Annotated in this window: 27 protein-coding genes; 1 reads left to right on the top strand and 26 read right to left on the bottom strand. The window is 56.1% G+C overall.

From position 1 onward, the window contains the following. Positions 1 to 4: 4 nt before the first annotated feature. On the bottom strand, positions 5 to 520 hold the full coding sequence (locus ACLD1Y_RS09950; protein WP_003232445.1) for a single-stranded DNA-binding protein: 516 nt from the start codon (positions 518 to 520) through the stop codon (positions 5 to 7). A 9-nt stretch (positions 521 to 529) separates the two neighbouring features. Next, complete coding sequence (locus ACLD1Y_RS09945) at positions 530 to 1,924, bottom strand: MFS transporter (protein WP_178924243.1); 1,395 nt, start codon at positions 1,922 to 1,924, stop codon at positions 530 to 532. A gap of 178 nt (positions 1,925 to 2,102) precedes the next feature. On the opposite strand from ACLD1Y_RS09945, the gene uvrA reads away from it, so the two are divergent. Beyond that, entirely contained in the window at positions 2,103 to 4,937 is a 2,835-nt protein-coding gene (uvrA, locus tag ACLD1Y_RS09940) for an excinuclease ABC subunit UvrA (RefSeq protein ID WP_429477657.1), read from the top strand. Between the two features lie 66 nt (positions 4,938 to 5,003). Here uvrA and bfr read toward each other — a convergent pair whose 3' ends face one another. From bfr to rplV, 24 genes are all read right to left on the bottom strand, one after another. Beyond that, positions 5,004 to 5,468 carry a bacterioferritin gene (bfr, locus tag ACLD1Y_RS09935; protein ID WP_017736661.1) on the bottom strand — a complete coding sequence of 155 codons (465 nt, stop codon included), beginning with the start codon at positions 5,466 to 5,468 and terminating at the stop codon, positions 5,004 to 5,006. A gap of 155 nt (positions 5,469 to 5,623) precedes the next feature. Beyond that, positions 5,624 to 7,072 (bottom strand): catalase, encoded by a 1,449-nt coding sequence (locus ACLD1Y_RS09930; RefSeq protein ID WP_429477655.1) that lies wholly within the window; start codon positions 7,070 to 7,072, stop codon positions 5,624 to 5,626. Between the two features lie 238 nt (positions 7,073 to 7,310). Beyond that, the gene (gene rplQ / locus ACLD1Y_RS09925) at positions 7,311 to 7,697 is read right to left on the bottom strand and encodes a 50S ribosomal protein L17 (RefSeq protein ID WP_003176402.1); all 387 of its coding nucleotides are present in this window, start codon (positions 7,695 to 7,697) and stop codon (positions 7,311 to 7,313) included. Positions 7,698 to 7,738: 41 nt separating this feature from the next. Then, positions 7,739 to 8,740, bottom strand: coding sequence for a DNA-directed RNA polymerase subunit alpha (locus ACLD1Y_RS09920; RefSeq protein ID WP_003176403.1), 1,002 nt, complete (start codon positions 8,738 to 8,740; stop codon positions 7,739 to 7,741). 22 nt (positions 8,741 to 8,762) lie between these two features. After that, positions 8,763 to 9,383, bottom strand: a complete 621-nt coding sequence (gene rpsD / locus ACLD1Y_RS09915) for a 30S ribosomal protein S4 (RefSeq protein WP_003176404.1) — start codon at positions 9,381 to 9,383, stop codon at positions 8,763 to 8,765. Positions 9,384 to 9,401: 18 nt separating this feature from the next. After that, a complete protein-coding gene (rpsK, locus tag ACLD1Y_RS09910; RefSeq protein WP_002555466.1) occupies positions 9,402 to 9,791 on the bottom strand; it encodes a 30S ribosomal protein S11 in 390 nt (129 codons plus the stop codon). Positions 9,792 to 9,821: 30 nt separating this feature from the next. Continuing rightward, positions 9,822 to 10,178: a 30S ribosomal protein S13 gene (gene rpsM, locus ACLD1Y_RS09905; protein ID WP_003194635.1), complete on the bottom strand. Its 357-nt coding sequence runs from the start codon at positions 10,176 to 10,178 to the stop codon at positions 9,822 to 9,824. Between the two features lie 129 nt (positions 10,179 to 10,307). Beyond that, positions 10,308 to 10,424 (bottom strand): 50S ribosomal protein L36, encoded by a 117-nt coding sequence (rpmJ, locus tag ACLD1Y_RS09900; RefSeq protein ID WP_002555468.1) that lies wholly within the window; start codon positions 10,422 to 10,424, stop codon positions 10,308 to 10,310. 27 nt (positions 10,425 to 10,451) lie between these two features. Next, positions 10,452 to 11,780 (bottom strand): preprotein translocase subunit SecY, encoded by a 1,329-nt coding sequence (secY, locus tag ACLD1Y_RS09895; RefSeq protein ID WP_003176406.1) that lies wholly within the window; start codon positions 11,778 to 11,780, stop codon positions 10,452 to 10,454. Next, complete coding sequence (rplO, locus tag ACLD1Y_RS09890) at positions 11,781 to 12,218, bottom strand: 50S ribosomal protein L15 (protein ID WP_003176407.1); 438 nt, start codon at positions 12,216 to 12,218, stop codon at positions 11,781 to 11,783. A gap of 3 nt (positions 12,219 to 12,221) precedes the next feature. Then, positions 12,222 to 12,398: a 50S ribosomal protein L30 gene (gene rpmD / locus ACLD1Y_RS09885; RefSeq protein ID WP_003186033.1), complete on the bottom strand. Its 177-nt coding sequence runs from the start codon at positions 12,396 to 12,398 to the stop codon at positions 12,222 to 12,224. Between the two features lie 2 nt (positions 12,399 to 12,400). Beyond that, entirely contained in the window at positions 12,401 to 12,901 is a 501-nt protein-coding gene (rpsE, locus tag ACLD1Y_RS09880; protein WP_429477650.1) for a 30S ribosomal protein S5, read from the bottom strand. Between the two features lie 3 nt (positions 12,902 to 12,904). Next, a complete protein-coding gene (gene rplR / locus ACLD1Y_RS09875; protein ID WP_003186037.1) occupies positions 12,905 to 13,255 on the bottom strand; it encodes a 50S ribosomal protein L18 in 351 nt (116 codons plus the stop codon). Between the two features lie 10 nt (positions 13,256 to 13,265). Next, complete coding sequence (rplF, locus tag ACLD1Y_RS09870; protein ID WP_003176412.1) at positions 13,266 to 13,799, bottom strand: 50S ribosomal protein L6; 534 nt, start codon at positions 13,797 to 13,799, stop codon at positions 13,266 to 13,268. Between the two features lie 12 nt (positions 13,800 to 13,811). Further along, positions 13,812 to 14,204, bottom strand: coding sequence for a 30S ribosomal protein S8 (rpsH, locus tag ACLD1Y_RS09865; RefSeq protein WP_010206883.1), 393 nt, complete (start codon positions 14,202 to 14,204; stop codon positions 13,812 to 13,814). Positions 14,205 to 14,410: 206 nt separating this feature from the next. Next, a complete protein-coding gene (rpsN, locus tag ACLD1Y_RS09860; RefSeq protein ID WP_003176414.1) occupies positions 14,411 to 14,716 on the bottom strand; it encodes a 30S ribosomal protein S14 in 306 nt (101 codons plus the stop codon). A gap of 13 nt (positions 14,717 to 14,729) precedes the next feature. Beyond that, positions 14,730 to 15,269 (bottom strand): 50S ribosomal protein L5, encoded by a 540-nt coding sequence (rplE, locus tag ACLD1Y_RS09855; protein ID WP_003194642.1) that lies wholly within the window; start codon positions 15,267 to 15,269, stop codon positions 14,730 to 14,732. Between the two features lie 22 nt (positions 15,270 to 15,291). After that, on the bottom strand, positions 15,292 to 15,606 hold the full coding sequence (rplX, locus tag ACLD1Y_RS09850; protein ID WP_003176416.1) for a 50S ribosomal protein L24: 315 nt from the start codon (positions 15,604 to 15,606) through the stop codon (positions 15,292 to 15,294). An 11-nt stretch (positions 15,607 to 15,617) separates the two neighbouring features. After that, positions 15,618 to 15,986 (bottom strand): 50S ribosomal protein L14, encoded by a 369-nt coding sequence (gene rplN / locus ACLD1Y_RS09845; RefSeq protein ID WP_002555479.1) that lies wholly within the window; start codon positions 15,984 to 15,986, stop codon positions 15,618 to 15,620. A 23-nt stretch (positions 15,987 to 16,009) separates the two neighbouring features. After that, complete coding sequence (rpsQ, locus tag ACLD1Y_RS09840) at positions 16,010 to 16,276, bottom strand: 30S ribosomal protein S17 (protein WP_003176419.1); 267 nt, start codon at positions 16,274 to 16,276, stop codon at positions 16,010 to 16,012. Between the two features lie 2 nt (positions 16,277 to 16,278). Continuing rightward, positions 16,279 to 16,470, bottom strand: a complete 192-nt coding sequence (gene rpmC / locus ACLD1Y_RS09835) for a 50S ribosomal protein L29 (RefSeq protein WP_002555481.1) — start codon at positions 16,468 to 16,470, stop codon at positions 16,279 to 16,281. Beyond that, on the bottom strand, positions 16,470 to 16,883 hold the full coding sequence (rplP, locus tag ACLD1Y_RS09830) for a 50S ribosomal protein L16 (protein ID WP_017736665.1): 414 nt from the start codon (positions 16,881 to 16,883) through the stop codon (positions 16,470 to 16,472). The genes rpmC and rplP overlap by 1 nt, the downstream gene beginning before the upstream one ends. Before the next feature lie 12 nt (positions 16,884 to 16,895). After that, positions 16,896 to 17,582 (bottom strand): 30S ribosomal protein S3, encoded by a 687-nt coding sequence (rpsC, locus tag ACLD1Y_RS09825; RefSeq protein ID WP_003176422.1) that lies wholly within the window; start codon positions 17,580 to 17,582, stop codon positions 16,896 to 16,898. A gap of 13 nt (positions 17,583 to 17,595) precedes the next feature. After that, positions 17,596 to 17,928, bottom strand: coding sequence for a 50S ribosomal protein L22 (gene rplV / locus ACLD1Y_RS09820; protein ID WP_003103908.1), 333 nt, complete (start codon positions 17,926 to 17,928; stop codon positions 17,596 to 17,598). Positions 17,929 to 17,934: the final 6 nt, after the last annotated feature.

The following is a 17,934-nucleotide window of genomic DNA, read 5'->3' as shown; positions in this document are numbered from 1 at the left end:
GACCTTAGAACGGGATATCGTCATCAAAGCTGTCGAAATCCGGAGCCGGTTGCGGAGCGGCCTGCTGTGGCGCTGGGCGCGACTCACGCTGTGGCTGCTGGCTTGGCTGTGGACGCGACTGCTGTGGACGCGGTGCCGAGTTGGACATGCCGCCCTGGCCCTGTTGGTCGCCCTGTGGACGGCCGCCCAGCAGTTGCATGGTGCCTTGCATGTCGACCACGATTTCAGTGGTGTAACGCTTGATGCCGTCTTTTTCCCACTCGCGGGTTTGCAGCTTGCCTTCGATGTAGACCTGCGAACCTTTACGCAGGTATTCACCGGCGATCTCGGCGACCTTGCCGAACATCGACACACGGTGCCATTCGGTTTTCTCGACCTTCTGGCCGGTTTGCTTGTCGGTCCACTGTTCGCTGGTCGCCAGACTCAGGTTGGTCACGGCGTTACCGTTAGGCAAGTAGCGAACTTCGGGATCCTGGCCGCATGTACCGACCAATATGACTTTGTTAACCCCACGGGCCATAACGTTCTCCTAGGCTGGGCGCGCTGTCGGCACTGGGTTGACCAGTTGCTCAAGCGTCGCGCGATCCAATAATTCGGTGTCCAATTTGATGTAGATGGCGGCTTCTTCGGCGATCACTACCGCATCTGTTACCCCAACAACGGCCTTAAGGCGCTCTACCAGGCCGGCTTCACGAATTGCTTCGGGCGACAACGGCAGGCGCAGGCTTGTGACGTATGGAGGTTCGCGCATGGTAACAGCAAAGGCCAACCAAAGTGCAGCAAGGCCGGCGCATCCGAGGAACACAACCGACAAACCGCCATGCTGGAACATCCAGCCACCCATGATGCCACCCAGTGCAGACCCCAGGAACTGGCTGGTGGAATACACCCCCATTGCCGTGCCCTTGCCACCGGCCGGTGAAACTTTACTGATCAGCGACGGCAACGAGGCTTCCAGCAGGTTGAACGCGGTGAAGAACACCACCGTGCCGATTACCAGCGCCCGTAGGCTGTCGCCGAACTGCCAGAAGAATAGCTCAGTGAGCATCAGCGTCGCGACGGCGCCGAGCAAAACCTGTTTCATTTTGCGTTTCTTCTCGCCATAGATGATGAACGGGATCATGGCGAAGAACGAAATCAGCAGCGCAGTGAGGTAGACCCACCAGTGCTGCTCCTTGGGCAGCCCGGCTTTTTCCACCAGCGCCAGGGGCAAGGCGACGAAGCTGCACATCAGCATCGCGTGCAATACGAAGATACCTAAATCCAGGCGCAGCAGGTCCGGGTGCTTGAGCGTCGGCAACAAGGCCTTGCGCGCAACGCCCGACTCACGGTGCTGCAACGTGCCGGTGGAGCGCGGCACCATGAAGGCCACGATCACGATGCCAAACAACGCCATGCCGCCGGTGGCGAGGAACAACCCGTGCAGGCCGAACGCGCGGGTGAGCAAGGGGCCGACCACCATGGCCACGGCAAACGACAGGCCGATGGTCATGCCGATCATGGCCATGGCTTTGGTACGGTGCTGCTCACGGGTCAGGTCTGACAGCAACGCCATGACCGCGGCGGAAATCGCCCCGGCGCCCTGTAGGACGCGGCCAGCAATCACACCCCAGATCGAGTCGGATTGAGCGGCGAGCACACTGCCGAGGGCAAACACGATCAACCCGAGGTAAATCACCGGGCGGCGGCCAATGCGGTCGGAAATGATCCCGAACGGAATCTGGAAAATCGCCTGGGTCAGGCCATAAGCGCCAATGGCCAGGCCGATCAGGGCGGGGGTCGCTCCTGCGAGATCCATTCCATAGGTCGCCAGTACCGGCAACACCATAAACATGCCAAGCATACGGAATGCGAACACCAGGGCCAGACCGCTTGCCGCTCGGGTCTCGCCGCTACTCATGCGTTCGCTGTGGGGATCGTGCATGGAAAAACCTCGTGTGAACCGGCGGCGATTCTACCAGTCCCATCGATTGAGAGGGTATATGCGGCGCTTTGCCGCGCAGCTTTCATGTAAGGCTGCACCCGGCACTTTGGCAGTGTATATTCATCCAGTCTTTAGCCGTATACTCCGGCATTATTTACGCCCGCCGTGCGAGGCCATCTTGGACAAGATCCTGATTCGTGGGGCTAGAACCCACAACCTGAAGAACATCGACCTGACCCTGCCCCGGGACAAGCTGATCGTCATCACCGGCTTGTCCGGCTCCGGCAAATCGTCCCTGGCGTTCGACACGCTGTATGCCGAAGGCCAGCGTCGCTATGTGGAATCGCTGTCGGCCTATGCCCGCCAGTTCCTGTCGATGATGGAGAAGCCCGACGTCGACACCATTGAAGGCCTGTCGCCGGCGATCTCCATCGAACAGAAATCGACCTCCCACAACCCGCGTTCCACCGTGGGCACCATCACCGAAATCTACGACTACCTGCGCCTGCTTTATGCACGCGTGGGCATTCCTCGCTGCCCGGACCACGATATTCCCCTGGAAGCCCAGACCGTCAGCCAGATGGTCGACCTGGTGCTGGCCCAGCCGGAAGGCGCCAAGCTGATGCTGCTGGCGCCGGTGATTCGCGAGCGCAAGGGTGAGCACCTTTCCGTCTTCGAAGAGCTGCGCGCCCAAGGTTTTGTGCGTGCACGCATCAACGGCAAGCTGTATGAGCTGGATGAAGCGCCAAAACTCGACAAACAGAAGAAGCACTCCATTGATGTGGTGGTCGACCGCTTCAAAGTGCGTGCCGACCTGCAACAGCGCTTGGCGGAATCCTTCGAAACCGCCTTGAAGCTGGCGGACGGCATTGCCTTGGTGGCGCCGATGGACGACGAGCCTGGGGAAGAAATCATCTTCTCCGCACGCTTCGCTTGCCCGATCTGCGGCCATGCCATCAGTGAGCTGGAGCCCAAGCTGTTCTCCTTTAACAACCCCGCTGGTGCTTGCCCGACCTGTGATGGCCTGGGGGTTAAACAGTTCTTCGATATCAAGCGGCTGGTCAATGGCGAGCTGACACTGGCGGAAGGTGCGATACGCGGCTGGGACAGACGTAACGTTTACTACTTCCAGATGCTCGGGTCGTTGGCGTCCCACTACAAGTTCAGCCTGGAAGTGCCGTTCAACCAACTGCCGGCGGACCAGCAAAAAGTCATCCTGCATGGCAGTGGCTCGCAGAACGTTGACTTCAAGTACCTGAACGACCGTGGCGATATCGTCAAACGCTCGCACCCGTTCGAAGGCATCGTGCCAAACCTGGAGCGCCGCTACCGCGAGACCGAATCGGCGAGCGTGCGTGAGGAGTTGGCCAAATTCCTCAGCACCCAACCGTGCCCGGACTGCCGGGGCACTCGCCTGCGCCGTGAGGCACGGCATGTGTGGGTAGGCGAGAAGACATTGCCGGCAGTTACCAACCTGCCGATTGGCGATGCCTGTGAGTACTTTGGTGTGCTCAAGCTGACCGGGCGCCGTGGGGAAATCGCCGACAAGATCCTCAAGGAAATCCGTGAGCGGCTGCAGTTCCTGGTCAATGTTGGCCTGGATTACCTGTCGCTGGACCGAAGCGCAGATACGCTATCTGGCGGTGAGGCGCAGCGTATTCGCTTGGCCAGCCAGATTGGCGCGGGGCTTGTGGGCGTTCTGTATATCCTCGATGAACCGTCGATTGGCCTGCACCAGCGGGACAACGATCGTCTATTGGGCACGCTGAAACACCTGCGGGATATCGGCAACACCGTGATCGTGGTCGAGCACGATGAAGATGCGATCCGCCTGGCGGATTACGTGGTCGATATCGGCCCGGGTGCGGGTGTGCATGGTGGGCATATCGTTGCCGAGGGCACGCCGGCCGAGGTAATGGCCCACCCGGATTCTTTGACCGGCAAGTACCTGTCCGGCCGCGTGAAGATTGAAGTCCCCGCCAAGCGCACACCGCGCAACAAAAAGCTGGCGCTGCACCTCAAGGGCGCGCGTGGCAACAACCTGCGCAATGTCGACCTGGAAATTCCGCTCGGCCTGCTCACTTGCGTGACCGGGGTTTCCGGCTCGGGCAAATCGACGCTGATCAACAACACGTTGTTCCCACTCAGTGCCACTGCTCTGAACGGCGCAACCACCTTGGAAGCCGCAGCGCACGACAGCATCAAAGGGCTGGAACATCTGGATAAAGTGGTCGATATCGACCAGAGCCCGATTGGTCGTACGCCGCGCTCCAACCCGGCAACCTATACTGGGCTGTTCACGCCGATTCGTGAACTGTTTGCTGGCGTGCCAGAGTCGCGCTCGCGGGGCTATGGGCCTGGGCGGTTCTCTTTCAACGTCAAGGGCGGGCGCTGCGAAGCCTGCCAGGGCGATGGCTTGATCAAGGTGGAGATGCACTTCCTGCCCGACATCTACGTGCCCTGCGATGTGTGCAAGAGCAAGCGCTACAACCGCGAAACCCTGGAGATCAAGTACAAGGGCAAGAGCATCCACGAAACCTTGGAGATGACCATTGAGGAGGCGCGGGTGTTCTTCGACGCGGTTCCGGCGTTGGCGCGTAAGCTGCAGACGCTGATGGATGTGGGCCTGTCGTATATCAAGCTGGGGCAATCGGCGACCACCCTGTCTGGTGGTGAAGCGCAGCGGGTGAAGCTGTCGCGTGAGTTGTCCAAGCGCGACACCGGCAAGACCCTGTACATCCTTGATGAGCCGACCACAGGCCTGCACTTTGCGGATATCCAGCAGCTGCTGGACGTGTTGCACAGGCTGCGTGACCACGGCAACACCGTGGTGGTGATCGAGCACAACCTGGATGTGATCAAGACTGCCGACTGGCTGGTGGACCTGGGGCCGGAAGGCGGTTCCAAAGGTGGCCAGATCATTGCGGTGGGGACGCCGGAGCAGGTCTCTGAAATGCCTCAGTCCCACACCGGTTACTACTTGAAACCGTTGCTGGAACGCGACCGGGCCTGACTTTATCGGGCCCAATGAAAAGCCCCTGCCACCTTTCGGTGACAGGGGCTTTTTTGTAGCCGGGAATCAGAACTGCGATTGCAGGTAATTCTCCAGGCCGACCAGCTTGATCAGGCCCAACTGCTTTTCCAACCAGTAGGTGTGATCTTCTTCGGTATCGTTCAATTGCACGCGCAAGATTTCGCGGGTGACATAGTCGTTGTGCTTCTCGCAGAGCTCGATGCCCTTGCAGAGTGCTGCACGGACCTTGTATTCCAACCGCAAGTCGCTGGCGAGCATCTCAGGCACTGTAGTACCGGTGTCCAGGTCGTCGGGACGCATACGTGGCGTGCCTTCGAGCATCAGGATACGGCGCATCAGAGCGTCGGCGTGCTGTGCCTCTTCTTCCATTTCGTGGTTGATACGTTCATAGAGCTCGGTAAAGCCCCAGTCCTCGTACATACGCGAATGGATGAAATATTGGTCACGAGCTGCCAGTTCGCCCGTCAGCAACGTGTTGAGGTAATCGATTACGTCGGGGTGACCTTGCATCGCCCTACATCTCCCTGCTTGAAAGCCTGTAGTTTGAACCATGATGACTCGGAGGTCACGGGATCAACGGCAGAAAAGTGAAGATTTCCGGAGAAAAGTAGTTGAAATAACGCAAAAACCGCCCAAATGAGGGCGGTTCTGCTTATCGTTTAGAGTCAGTTAAGCGATACACCCAATGCCTTTGCGATCGCTTCTCCATAAGCAGGGTCTGCCTTATAGAAGTGCTGCAACTGACGCTGGACCACATCACTGGACACCCCACCCATTGCACCGGCGATGTTGCTGGTGAGCAAAGCTTTCTGCTCATCACTCATCAGGCGGAACAGCGCACCGGCGTGGCTGTAATAATCGGTGTCTTCACGATGATCGTAGCGGTCAGCTGCACCGCTAAGGGCCAGGGCAGGCTCTGCGTACTGTGGCGCTTGCTTGGGTGCATCCGAGTAGCTGTTGGGTTCGTAGTTGGGCGCCGCGCCACCATTGCTGCCGAAAGCCATCGAGCCATCACGCTGGTAGCTGTTCACAGCATTACGTGGGGCGTTCACCGGCAGTTGCTGATGGTTGGTACCGACGCGATAGCGATGGGCATCTGCGTAGGCAAACACACGACCTTGGAGCATGCGATCTGGCGACAGGCCAACGCCTGGAACCATGTTGCTTGGACCGAACGCAGCCTGCTCAACTTCGGCGAAATAGTTCTGTGGGTTTCGGTTGAGTTCCAACTCACCCACTTCGATCAGCGGGAATTCTTTCTGCGACCAGGTCTTGGTCACGTCGAAGGGGTTCTCGTAATGAGCGTTTGCCTGCGCTTCGGTCATGATCTGGATGCAAACACGCCATTTTGGGAAGTCACCGCGCTCGATCGCACCGAAAAGATCGCGTTGGGCGTAATCCGGGTCGGTACCTGCCAAGCGTGCGGCCTCAGCCGGCGCCAAGTTCTTGATGCCTTGTTTGGTCTTGTAGTGCCACTTCACCCAGTGACGCTCGCCCTTGGCGTTGATCAGGCTGTAAGTATGGCTGCCGAAGCCATGCATGTGGCGGTAGCCATCAGGAATGCCACGGTCCGAAAAAAGAATGGTGACTTGGTGCAATGCCTCTGGGGAGTGCGACCAGAAGTCCCACATCATCTGCGCGCTTTTCAGATTGCTTTGCGGCAAGCGTTTCTGGGTGTGAATGAAGTCAGGAAATTTCAGCGGGTCGCGAATGAAGAACACGGGGGTATTGTTACCCACGATGTCCCAGTTGCCTTCCTCGGTGTAGAACTTCAAGGCGAAGCCACGTGGGTCGCGCTCGGTATCTGCCGAGCCACGCTCGCCGCCCACAGTGGAAAAGCGCAGGAATGTCGGGGTTTGCTTACCAACGGACTCGAACAGCTTGGCACTGGTGTATTGGGTAATGTCTTGGGTAACGGTAAAGGTACCGTAGGCACCCGAACCTTTAGCGTGCACACGACGCTCGGGAATGTTTTCACGGTTGAAGTGAGCAAGCTTCTCGATCAGATGAAAATCGTCGAGCAGCAACGGGCCGCGTGGGCCGGCGGAGCGGGAATTCTGGTTGTCCGCAACGGGAGCACCGCTTGCGGTGGTAAGGATTTTATTCTGGCTCATGTGCATATTCCTCAGGTCGGACTTGGAACTGCCGGCTAATCGGCTTGGTGGAGAGTATTGATCATCAACATGACACCCACAAATTCATTAAATTGCGGACATCAATAGAAAATTACTACCAACAACTCCAACGTCCATAGTGCCGAGCACAACCTGGGGAAGCTTGTACAAATCGCGCTTTTATTACGCGCACAAAAAACCGGGCACTAGGCCCGGTTCTTCGTTACAGACTGACGTCTTACTCGGCGCTTACAGCTTCGCCGGCAGTAGCACGATCAACCAACTCGACGTACGCCATAGGCGCGTTGTCGCCAGCGCGGAAACCGCACTTGAGGATGCGCAGGTAGCCACCCTCACGGGTAGCGTAACGCTTGCCCAGGTCGTTGAAGAGCTTACCAACGATAGCTTTCGAACGAGTACGGTCGAAAGCCAAACGGCGGTTAGCCAGGCTGTCTGTCTTGGCCAAAGTGATCAGCGGCTCAGCAACGCGACGCAGTTCTTTAGCTTTCGGCAGTGTAGTTTTGATCAGCTCGTGCTCGAACAGCGACACCGCCATGTTTTGGAACATGGCCTTGCGGTGCGAGCTGGTACGGCTCAGGTGACGACCACTTTTACGATGACGCATGGTTCATTCCTTACCAAACTCACGTTCGGTGATTACGACGATCAGGCAGTCGCCTTGTCGTCCTTCTTAAGACTTGCAGGCGGCCAGTTGTCGAGGCGCATGCCGAGGGACAGACCGCGGGAGGCCAGAACGTCCTTGATTTCAGTCAAGGATTTCTTGCCCAGGTTCGGAGTCTTCAACAGTTCTACTTCGGTACGCTGAATCAGGTCGCCGATGTAGTAAATGTTTTCCGCCTTAAGGCAGTTAGCCGAACGTACAGTCAGTTCCAGATCGTCAACCGGGCGAAGCAGGATCGGATCGATCTCGTCTTCCTGCTCGATTACCACTGGTTCGCTGTCACCTTTGAGGTCGACGAACGCAGCCAACTGCTGTTGCAGAATGGTTGCAGCGCGGCGGATAGCCTCTTCAGGATCCAGAGTACCGTTGGTTTCCAGATCAATAACCAGCTTGTCCAGGTTAGTACGCTGCTCGACACGGGCGTTTTCCACCACGTATGCGATACGGCGAACCGGGCTGAACGAAGAGTCAAGCTGCAAGCGACCAATGCTGCGGCTTTCGTCTTCATCGCTCTGACGCGAGTCGGCCGGTTCATAACCACGACCACGAGCTACGGTGAGCTTCATGTTCAGGGCGCCGTTAGACGCCAGGTTAGCGATTACGTGATCGGGGTTAACGATCTCGACATCATGATCCAGCTGAATATCGGCAGCGGTAACCACCCCCGAACCCTTCTTCGACAAGGTCAGCGTAACTTCGTCACGGCCGTGCAGCTTGATAGCCAGACCTTTAAGGTTCAACAGGATTTCAATTACGTCTTCCTGTACACCTTCGATGGCGCTGTACTCGTGGAGCACACCGTCAATCTCGGCCTCGACTACTGCACAGCCGGGCATTGAGGACAACAGGATGCGGCGCAGCGCGTTGCCCAGGGTGTGGCCAAAACCACGCTCGAGAGGCTCGAGAGTGATCTTGGCGCGGGTTGGACTGACAACCTGCACATCAATGTGGCGGGGTGTCAGGAACTCATTTACCGAAATCTGCATGGATGCACCTATTTTCTAGCCCTTACTTGGAGTAGAGCTCGACAATCAGGCTTTCGTTGATGTCGGCGGACAGATCACTGCGAGCAGGAACGTTCTTGAAAACGCCCGACTTCTTCTCAGTGTCTACTTCTACCCATTCTACGCGGCCACGTTGGGCACACAGATCGAGAGCTTGGACAATGCGAAGTTGGTTTTTTGCTTTCTCGCGAACTGCGACCACGTCACCAGCACGAACCTGGTAGGACGGAACGTTTACGGTCTGACCGTTAACGCTGATCGACTTGTGCGATACCAGCTGACGGGATTCGGCACGAGTCGAACCAAAGCCCATACGGTATACAACGTTGTCCAGACGGCATTCGAGCAGTTGCAGCAGGTTTTCACCGGTTGCACCTTTCTTGCCAGCAGCTTCTTTGTAGTAGCCGCTGAACTGACGCTCGAGAACGCCGTAGATACGACGGACCTTCTGCTTTTCACGCAGTTGGGTGCCGTAGTCGGACTGGCGACCGCGGCGTTGGCCGTGGATACCAGGTGCTGCTTCAATGTTGCACTTCGATTCGATCGCGCGCACGCCGCTCTTCAGGAAGAGATCGGTGCCTTCGCGACGAGCGAGTTTGCATTTTGGACCAATGTAACGAGCCATTCTTTACAATCTCCTGGATTACACGCGGCGCTTCTTCGGCGGACGGCACCCGTTGTGCGGGATTGGCGTCACGTCGGTGATGCTGGCGATCTTATAGCCACAGCCGTTCAAAGCACGGACAGCAGACTCACGACCTGGACCTGGACCTTTGACGTTAACGTCGAGGTTTTTCAGGCCGTATTCCAGCGCAGCTTGACCAGCACGTTCAGCAGCTACTTGAGCAGCGAACGGGGTGGACTTGCGGGAACCGCGGAAACCCGAACCACCAGAGGTAGCCCAAGACAGCGCGTTACCTTGACGGTCGGTGATGGTCACGATTGTGTTGTTAAAAGAAGCATGGATGTGGGCGATGCCATCAACCACTGTCTTTTTAACTTTTTTACGAGGACGAGCAGCAGGTTTTGCCATGATAATTTTCCTGTCGATTCGCTGGGGCGATTACTTGCGGATCGGCTTACGCGGACCTTTACGGGTACGCGCGTTAGTCTTGGTACGCTGACCGCGTACTGGAAGACCACGACGATGACGCAGACCGCGATAGCAACCGAGGTCCATCAAACGCTTGATTTTCATGTTGATTTCGCGACGCAGGTCACCTTCAGTGGTGAACTTCGCCACTTCGCCACGCAGCTGTTCAATCTGCTCGTCGCTCAGATCCTTGATCTTAGCGGCTGGGTTTACCCCAGCAACTGCGCAAATCTTCTGCGCAGTAGTGCGACCAACACCATAGATGTAGGTCAGCGAGATAACAGTGTGCTTGTTATCTGGAATGTTAACGCCTGCAATACGGGCCATTCAGTGGGACTCCAATTGACAGCTACCTACGCCCCGGAAGCCAAGAAATAGGGCGCGAGATAATATCGCTGTAATAACAAATAATCAACCCGGCAGCGCACTAGCTGCCGGGCTTCAAGCGGATCACACTCAGCCTTGGCGCTGTTTGTGACGCGGTTCCGCGCTGCAAATTACTCGAACAACACCTTCGCGGCGAATAATCTTGCAGTTACGGCACAGCTTTTTCACCGATGCACGAACTTTCATCACCAACTCCTCGAACCTTATGGGTACTCAGCGCAACATGCCGCTGCCGTAGCCCTTCAGGTTGGCTTTCTTCATCAGGGATTCGTACTGGTGCGAAACGAGGTGCGATTGTACTTGGGACATGAAGTCCATCACAACCACGACGACGATCAGCAACGAGGTCCCGCCAAGGTAGAACGGAACGTTTGCTGCAACCACCAGGAACTGGGGCAGCAAGCACACGGCCGTCATATATAGAGCACCGAACAGGGTCAAACGAGTAAGAACGCCATCAATGTAGCGCGCAGACTGCTCACCTGGACGGATGCCCGGAATAAAGGCACCGGACTTCTTCAGGTTTTCCGCTACGTCTTTCGGATTGAACATCAACGCCGTATAGAAGAAGCAGAAGAAAATAATCCCTGCACTAAACAGCAGAATATTCAACGGCTGACCAGGAGCGATCGACTGAGAGAGGTCCTGCAGCCAGCCCATATTTTCAGACTGACCAAACCAGGTACCCAACGAAGCCGGAAACAGCAAAATGCTGCTCGCGAAAATTGCCGGGATAACACCGGCCATATTCACTTTCAGCGGCAAGTGGCTGGTCTGCGCAGCGAAGACCTTACGGCCCTGCTGACGCTTGGCGTAGTGAACAGCAATACGACGCTGGCCACGCTCAATGAACACCACAAAACCGATAATCGCTACTGCCAGCAAACCGATGGCAACCAAGGCGAAGATATTGATATCACCCTGACGCGCAGACTCGAAAGACTGCCCGATTGCTCTCGGAAGACCGGCGACGATACCTGCGAAAATCAACATCGAGATACCGTTACCAACACCGCGCTCAGTAATCTGCTCACCCAGCCACATCATGAACATCGCACCAGCCACAAACGTGGATACCGCGACGAAATGGAAGCCAAAGTCACCAGTGAACGCAACACCCTGCCCCGCCAGGCCAACGGACATGCCGATAGCTTGAACCAGGGCGAGGATGACAGTGCCGTAGCGGGTGTACTGGCTAATCTTGCGACGGCCAGCTTCACCTTCCTTCTTCAACTGCTCCAGCTGCGGGCTGACGGCGGTCATCAACTGCATGATGATCGATGCCGAAATGTACGGCATGATCCCCAGTGCAAAGATACTCATCCGCTCCAGCGCGCCGCCGGAAAACATGTTGAACAAGCTAAGAATGGTCCCCTCATTCTGTCGAAACAGGTCTGCGAGTCGGTCCGGGTTGATACCTGGAACCGGGATGTGTGCGCCTATTCGGTAGACGATAATCGCCAGGAACAGAAAACGCAGACGAGCCCAAAGTTCAGACATACCGCCTTTGCCGAGCGCTGAGAGAGCACCTTGCTTAGCCATTTATTCCTCGAACTTGCCGCCAGCTGCTTCGATAGCCGAACGCGCACCTTTGGTGGCGCCGATTCCCTTGCCGATAGTGACAGCGCGAGTCACTTCACCGGACAGCATGATTTTCACACGCTGTACGTTGACGTTGATCACGTTGGCATCTTTCAGGGTCTGCACAGTAACGATGTCGCCTTCCACTTTAGCCAGCTCGGACAGACGCACTTCTGCGCGATCCATGGCTTTCAGGGATACGAAACCGAACTTAGGCAGGCGACGATGCAGCGGCTGTTGACCGCCTTCAAAGCCTGGAGCAATGGTGCCACCGGAGCGGGAGGTTTGACCTTTGTGGCCACGGCCACCAGTCTTACCCAAACCGCTACCGATACCACGGCCCGGACGATGCTTTTCGCGACGGGAACCCGGCGCTGGACTCAGATCATTGAGTTTCATCGATTAACCCTCTACACGCAGCATGTAGTAAGCCTTGTTGATCATCCCACGATTCTCGGGAGTATCCAGGACTTCTACAGTGTGACCGATGCGACGCAGACCCAAACCTTTAACGCACAGTTTGTGGTTAGGGATGCGGCCGGTCATGCTTTTGATCAGCGTTACTTTAACGGTAGCCATGATCAGAAGATCTCCTTGATAGTCAGACCACGCTTAGCAGCGATGGACTCAGGAGATTGCATAGCTTTCAAACCTTTGAAAGTGGCGTGAACCACGTTTACCGGGTTAGTCGAGCCGTAGCACTTGGCCAGAACGTTCTGAACGCCAGCAACTTCGAGGACAGCACGCATAGCGCCGCCAGCGATGATACCGGTACCTTCAGAAGCAGGCTGCATGTACACCTTCGAAGCGCCATGGGCGGACTTCATAGCGTACTGCAGAGTGGTGCCGTTCAGGTCAACTTGGATCATGTTGCGGCGAGCAGCTTCCATTGCCTTCTGGATCGCAGCAGGCACTTCACGCGACTTGCCACGGCCGAAGCCAACACGGCCTTTACCATCACCAACCACGGTCAACGCGGTGAAAGTGAAGATACGGCCGCCTTTAACGGTTTTGGCTACGCGGTTAACTTGAACCAGCTTCTCAATGTAGCCTTCGTCGCGCTTTTGGTCGTTATTTGACATAACTTAGAACTCCAGCCCAGCTTCACGAGCAGCATCAGCCAGCGCTTTCACGCGACCGTGGTACTTGAAGCCAGAGCGGTCGAAAGCCACTTGCGAGACGCCAGCGGCCTTAGCACGCGTAGCGACCAGCTGGCCAACCTTTGTGGCCGCGTCGATGTTGCCAGTGGCACCATCACGCAGTTCTTTATCCAAAGTCGAGGCGCTTGCCAGGACTTTGTTGCCGTCGGCCGAGATGACCTGGGCGTAGATGTGCTGCGACGAGCGGAACACGCAGAGACGCACGACTTCGAGTTCGTGCATTTTCAGGCGTGCTTTGCGAGCGCGACGCAGTCGAGTAACTTTTTTGTCGGTCATTTGCTATGCCCTACTTCTTCTTGGCTTCTTTACGACGGACGACTTCGTCCGCGTAGCGCACACCTTTGCCTTTGTACGGCTCTGGTGGACGGAAGTCGCGGATCTCAGCGGCCACTTGACCTACCAGCTGCTTATCGATGCCCTTGATCAGGATATCGGTCTGGCTAGGGGTCTCAGCGGTGATGCCTTCCGGCAGTTCGTAATCCACTGGGTGCGAGAAGCCAAGGGCCAGGTTCAAAACCGTGCCTTTTGCTTGCGCTTTGTAACCAACACCGACCAGCTGGAGCTTACGCTCGAAGCCTTGGCTTACGCCTTGGACCATGTTGTTTACCAACGCACGCGTGGTACCGGCCATTGCGCGAGTTTGTTGATCGCCATTGCGAGCAGCGAAACGCAGCTCACCAGCTTCTTCAACGATCTCAACGGACGAATGGATGTTCAGTTCAAGAGTACCCTTGGCACCCTTCACCGAAAGCTGTTGGCCTGCGAATTTGACTTCGACACCGGCTGGCAGCTTAACGGGGTTCTTAGCGACGCGAGACATGCTTATCCCCCCTTAGAACACAGTGCAAAGAACTTCGCCGCCGACACCGGCAGCGCGCGCAGCACGATCCGTCATCACACCTTTGTTGGTGGAGACGATAGACACGCCCAGACCGCCACGAACTTTCGGCAGATCTTCAGCGGACTTGTACTGACGCAGGCCTGGACGGCTAACGCGCTTCACTTCCTCGATGACCGAACGGCCTTCGAAGTACTTCAGCTCGATGGACAGCAGAGCTTTTACATCGCTGCTGATCTGATAACCCGCAATGTAGCCTTCGTCTTTCAGGACTTTGGCAACAGCTACCTTCAACTTGGAAGATGGCATGCTTACGACGGACTTTTCAGCCATCTGGGCATTACGGATACGAGTTAGCATGTCCGCTAACGGGTCCTGCATACTCATGGGCTAGACGCTCCTAATACAAAAAAATTAGCCTTGCGGCTACATATGTCGCCGAGAATCTCCGGGTAAAAAACACGGGCTCAGGCGAGCCGCGTATTTTAGACACACTCCGGAAATGAAACAAGCCCCAAAAGGGGCTTGTTCCAGATTCAAGGTCACCGGTGGTCGTTATCTTGCGATTCCAACCACCTGGACGTTGAAAGTACTTACCAGCTGGCTTTAACCAGACCTGGAACGTCACCACGCATTGCCGCTTCACGCAGTTTGTTACGGCCGAGGCCGAACTTGCGGTAAACGCCGTGTGGACGACCGGTCAGGCGGCAGCGGTTACGCATGCGCGAAGCGCTTGCGTCACGTGGCTGCTTCTGCAGAGCAACTGTAGCTTCCCAACGCGCTTCTGGACTTGCGTTCAGATCAACGATGATTGCTTTCAGTGCTGCACGCTTCTTGGCGTACTTGGCAACCGTGAGCTGACGCTTCAGCTCGCGGTTTTTCATGCTCATCTTGGCCATGGTCCTACTCCAATCAGTTGCGGAACGGGAATTTGAAAGCACGCAACAGGGCGCGACCTTCATCATCGTTCTTGGCAGTGGTGGTCAGGGTGATGTCCAGACCGCGGAGAGCATCGATCTTGTCGTAGTCGATTTCCGGGAAGATGATCTGCTCTTTCACGCCCATGCTGTAGTTACCACGACCATCGAAGGACTTGGCATTCAGGCCGCGGAAGTCGCGAACCCGAGGCAGGGAGATCGACAGCAGACGATCCAGGAACTCGTACATACGCTCACGGCGCAGGGTCACTTTGACGCCGATCGGCCAACCTTCACGGACTTTAAAGCCAGCGATGGATTTGCGAGCGTAGGTCACAACGACTTTCTGGCCGGTGATCTTTTCCAGGTCAGCAACAGCGTGCTCGATGACTTTTTTGTCGCCGATCGCTTCGCCCAGACCCATGTTCAGGGTGATTTTGGTAACGCGCGGAACTTCCATCACGTTCCCAAGCTTAAGTTCTTCCTTAAGCTTAGGGGCGATTTCCTTCCGGTAAATCTCTTGTAGTCGTGCCATGGTCTAATCTACCTAGCAGTGTTCAAGCATCAACCGCTTTTTGGGTCGACTTGAAGACACGAATTTTCTTACCGTCTTCTACTTTGAAACCAACGCGGTCAGCCTTGTTGGTTTCGCCGTTGAAGATGGCGACGTTAGAAGCATCCAGCGGAGCTTCTTTCTCGACGATACCGCCCTGCACGCCCGACATCGGGTTAGGCTTGGTATGACGCTTAACCAGGTTCAGACCGCCGATAACCAGACGGTTATTAGCGAGAACCTTAAGCACCTTACCGCGCTTACCTTTGTCTTTGCCGGCGATCACGATGATCTCGTCGTCACGACGAATCTTTTGCATGTCGGATCTCCTTACAGCACTTCTGGGGCGAGCGAGACGATCTTCATGAACTTCTCAGTACGAAGTTCACGGGTCACTGGCCCAAAGATACGGGTGCCGATCGGCTCTTGCTTGTTGTTCAGAAGAACAGCAGCGTTGCCATCAAAGCGGATAATGGAGCCATCAGCACGGCGTACGCCGTGACGAGTGCGGACTACAACAGCAGTCATCACTTGGCCTTTTTTCACTTTACCGCGAGGAATTGCTTCCTTCACGGTAACTTTGATGATGTCACCGATACCAGCGTAACGACGATGGGAGCCACCCAGCACCTTGATGCACATAACACGGCGAGCGCCGCTGTTATCGGCCACATCGAGCATGGATTGAGTCTGAATCATATAATTTCTCCGACCCCTAGTCCTTAGACTTCCACAGCGCGTTCGAGAACATCAACCAGTGCCCAAGACTTGGTCTTGGCCAGCGGACGAGTTTCACGAATAGTGACTTTGTCGCCGATGTGGCACTGATTGGTTTCGTCGTGCGCGTGCAGCTTAGTCGAACGCTTAACATATTTACCGTAGATCGGGTGCTTAACGCGACGCTCGATCAGTACGGTGATGGTTTTGTCCATCTTGTCGCTGACAACACGGCCAGTCAGCGTACGGACAGTCTTTTCGGCTTCAGCCATGATCACTTACCTGCCTGCTGGTTGAGCACAGTCTTCACGCGAGCGATGTCACGCTTAACTTGCGAGAGCAGATGAGACTGCCCCAACTGGCCAGTTGCTTTCTGCATACGCAGATTGAACTGGTCGCGCAGCAAGCCGAGCAGTTGCTCGTTCAGCTGCTGTGCGGATTTTTCACGAAGTTCATTCGCTTTCATCACATCACCGTCCGTTTAACAAAGGAGGTGGCGAGCGGCAGCTTTGCAGCAGCCAGGGCGAAAGCCTCACGCGCCAGCTCTTCAGTAACACCCTCGATTTCATACAGGACTTTGCCTGGCTGAATCTGGGCAACCCAATATTCCACGTTACCCTTACCTTTACCCATCCGCACTTCGAGAGGCTTCTTGGAGATCGGCTTGTCCGGGAATACACGGATCCAGATCTTGCCGCCACGTTTTACGTGACGGGTCAGTGCACGACGCGCTGACTCGATCTGACGAGCGGTGAGACGACCACGAGCTACAGACTTCAGCGCGAACTCGCCGAAGCTGACTTTGCTACCGCGCTGAGCCAGACCACGGTTGTGGCCTGTCATCTGCTTGCGGAACTTCGTACGCTTAGGTTGCAACATTTGGCGTACCCCTTACTTAGCAGCTTTTTTACGAGGCGCTGGTGCTTGTGGTTTCAGTTCTTCTTGGCGACCACCAATTACTTCGCCTTTGAAGATCCAAACCTTTACACCGATCACACCGTAAGTGGTGTGAGCTTCGTAGTTGGCATAGTCGATGTCGGCACGCAGGGTGTGCAGTGGCACACGACCTTCGCGATACCATTCAGTACGTGCGATTTCAGCACCGCCGAGACGACCGCTCACTTGGATTTTGATGCCTTTGGCACCAATGCGCATGGCGTTCTGTACGGCGCGCTTCATAGCGCGACGGAACATTACGCGACGCTCCAGCTGCTGAGCTACGCTCTGCGCAACCAGCATACCGTCGAGCTCCGGCTTACGGATCTCTTCGATATTGATGTGCACAGGCACACCCATTTGCTTGGTCAGGTCCTGACGCAGTTTCTCAACATCTTCACCTTTCTTCCCGATAACGATACCTGGACGAGCGGTGTGGATGGTGATACGTGCAGTTTGGGCCGGACGATGGATATCGATACGGCTTACGGACGCGCTTTTTAGTTTGTCTTGGAGATACTCACGCACCTTCAGATCAGCGAACAAATAGTCCGCATAAGTCCGACCGTCTGCGTACCAGACGGAGGTGTGCTCCTTGACGATTCCCAGGCGAATGCCAATGGGATGTACTTTCTGACCCATCTCTTCGACTCCGTTACTTGTCAGCAACCTTGACAGTGATATGGCAAGACCGCTTGACGATGCGATCAGCACGGCCTTTGGCACGTGGCATGATGCGCTTCAGCGAACGCCCTTCGTTGACGAAAACGGTGCTGACCTTCAGGTCATCAACGTCTGCGCCTTCGTTATGCTCGGCGTTGGCTACGGCCGACTCCAGCACTTTCTTCATGATCTCGGCGGCTTTCTTACTGCTGAAAGCCAACAGGTTGAGCGCTTCGCCCACCTTCTTCCCGCGGATCTGGTCGGCGACCAAGCGGGCTTTCTGGGCGGAGATTCGAGCGCCCGACAACTTAGCGGCTACTTCCATTTCCTA

It is taken from the genome of Pseudomonas sp. 18175 (assembly GCF_050432925.1).
Taxonomy (GTDB): domain Bacteria; phylum Pseudomonadota; class Gammaproteobacteria; order Pseudomonadales; family Pseudomonadaceae; genus Aquipseudomonas.
The sequence above is the reverse complement of the archived record's forward strand: the minus strand, read 5'-3'. Positions and strand labels throughout refer to the sequence as shown.

Coding starts and splice junctions, on each gene's coding strand:
- ACLD1Y_RS09950 (WP_003232445.1), bottom strand. CDS start 520: ATGGCCCGTGGGGTTAACAAAGTCATATTGGTCGGTACATGCGGCCAG.
- ACLD1Y_RS09945 (WP_178924243.1), bottom strand. CDS start 1,924: ATGCACGATCCCCACAGCGAACGCATGAGTAGCGGCGAGACCCGAGCG.
- bfr (WP_017736661.1), bottom strand. CDS start 5,468: ATGCAAGGTCACCCCGACGTAATCGATTACCTCAACACGTTGCTGACG.
- ACLD1Y_RS09930 (WP_429477655.1), bottom strand. CDS start 7,072: ATGAGCCAGAATAAAATCCTTACCACCGCAAGCGGTGCTCCCGTTGCG.
- rplQ (WP_003176402.1), bottom strand. CDS start 7,697: ATGCGTCATCGTAAAAGTGGTCGTCACCTGAGCCGTACCAGCTCGCAC.
- ACLD1Y_RS09920 (WP_003176403.1), bottom strand. CDS start 8,740: ATGCAGATTTCGGTAAATGAGTTCCTGACACCCCGCCACATTGATGTG.
- rpsD (WP_003176404.1), bottom strand. CDS start 9,383: ATGGCTCGTTACATTGGTCCAAAATGCAAACTCGCTCGTCGCGAAGGC.
- rpsK (WP_002555466.1), bottom strand. CDS start 9,791: ATGGCAAAACCTGCTGCTCGTCCTCGTAAAAAAGTTAAAAAGACAGTG.
- rpsM (WP_003194635.1), bottom strand. CDS start 10,178: ATGGCCCGTATTGCAGGCGTTAACATTCCAGATAACAAGCACACTGTT.
- rpmJ (WP_002555468.1), bottom strand. CDS start 10,424: ATGAAAGTTCGTGCATCGGTGAAAAAGCTGTGCCGTAACTGCAAGATT.
- secY (WP_003176406.1), bottom strand. CDS start 11,780: ATGGCTAAGCAAGGTGCTCTCTCAGCGCTCGGCAAAGGCGGTATGTCT.
- rplO (WP_003176407.1), bottom strand. CDS start 12,218: ATGAAACTCAATGATCTGAGTCCAGCGCCGGGTTCCCGTCGCGAAAAG.
- rpmD (WP_003186033.1), bottom strand. CDS start 12,398: ATGGCTACCGTTAAAGTAACGCTGATCAAAAGCATGACCGGCCGCATC.
- rpsE (WP_429477650.1), bottom strand. CDS start 12,901: ATGTCAAATAACGACCAAAAGCGCGACGAAGGCTACATTGAGAAGCTG.
- rplR (WP_003186037.1), bottom strand. CDS start 13,255: ATGACCGACAAAAAAGTTACTCGACTGCGTCGCGCTCGCAAAGCACGC.
- rplF (WP_003176412.1), bottom strand. CDS start 13,799: ATGTCTCGCGTCGCTAAGAACCCCGTTAAGCTGCCAGCCGGTGTCGAA.
- rpsH (WP_010206883.1), bottom strand. CDS start 14,204: ATGAGTATGCAGGACCCGTTAGCGGACATGCTAACTCGTATCCGTAAT.
- rpsN (WP_003176414.1), bottom strand. CDS start 14,716: ATGGCCAAGATGAGCATGAAAAACCGCGAGCTGAAGCGTCAGCTCACG.
- rplE (WP_003194642.1), bottom strand. CDS start 15,269: ATGGCACGACTACAAGAGATTTACCGGAAGGAAATCGCCCCTAAGCTT.
- rplX (WP_003176416.1), bottom strand. CDS start 15,606: ATGCAAAAGATTCGTCGTGACGACGAGATCATCGTGATCGCCGGCAAA.
- rplN (WP_002555479.1), bottom strand. CDS start 15,986: ATGATTCAGACTCAATCCATGCTCGATGTGGCCGATAACAGCGGCGCT.
- rpsQ (WP_003176419.1), bottom strand. CDS start 16,276: ATGGCTGAAGCCGAAAAGACTGTCCGTACGCTGACTGGCCGTGTTGTC.
- rpmC (WP_002555481.1), bottom strand. CDS start 16,470: ATGAAAGCGAATGAACTTCGTGAAAAATCCGCACAGCAGCTGAACGAG.
- rplP (WP_017736665.1), bottom strand. CDS start 16,883: ATGTTGCAACCTAAGCGTACGAAGTTCCGCAAGCAGATGACAGGCCAC.
- rpsC (WP_003176422.1), bottom strand. CDS start 17,582: ATGGGTCAGAAAGTACATCCCATTGGCATTCGCCTGGGAATCGTCAAG.
- rplV (WP_003103908.1), bottom strand. CDS start 17,928: ATGGAAGTAGCCGCTAAGTTGTCGGGCGCTCGAATCTCCGCCCAGAAA.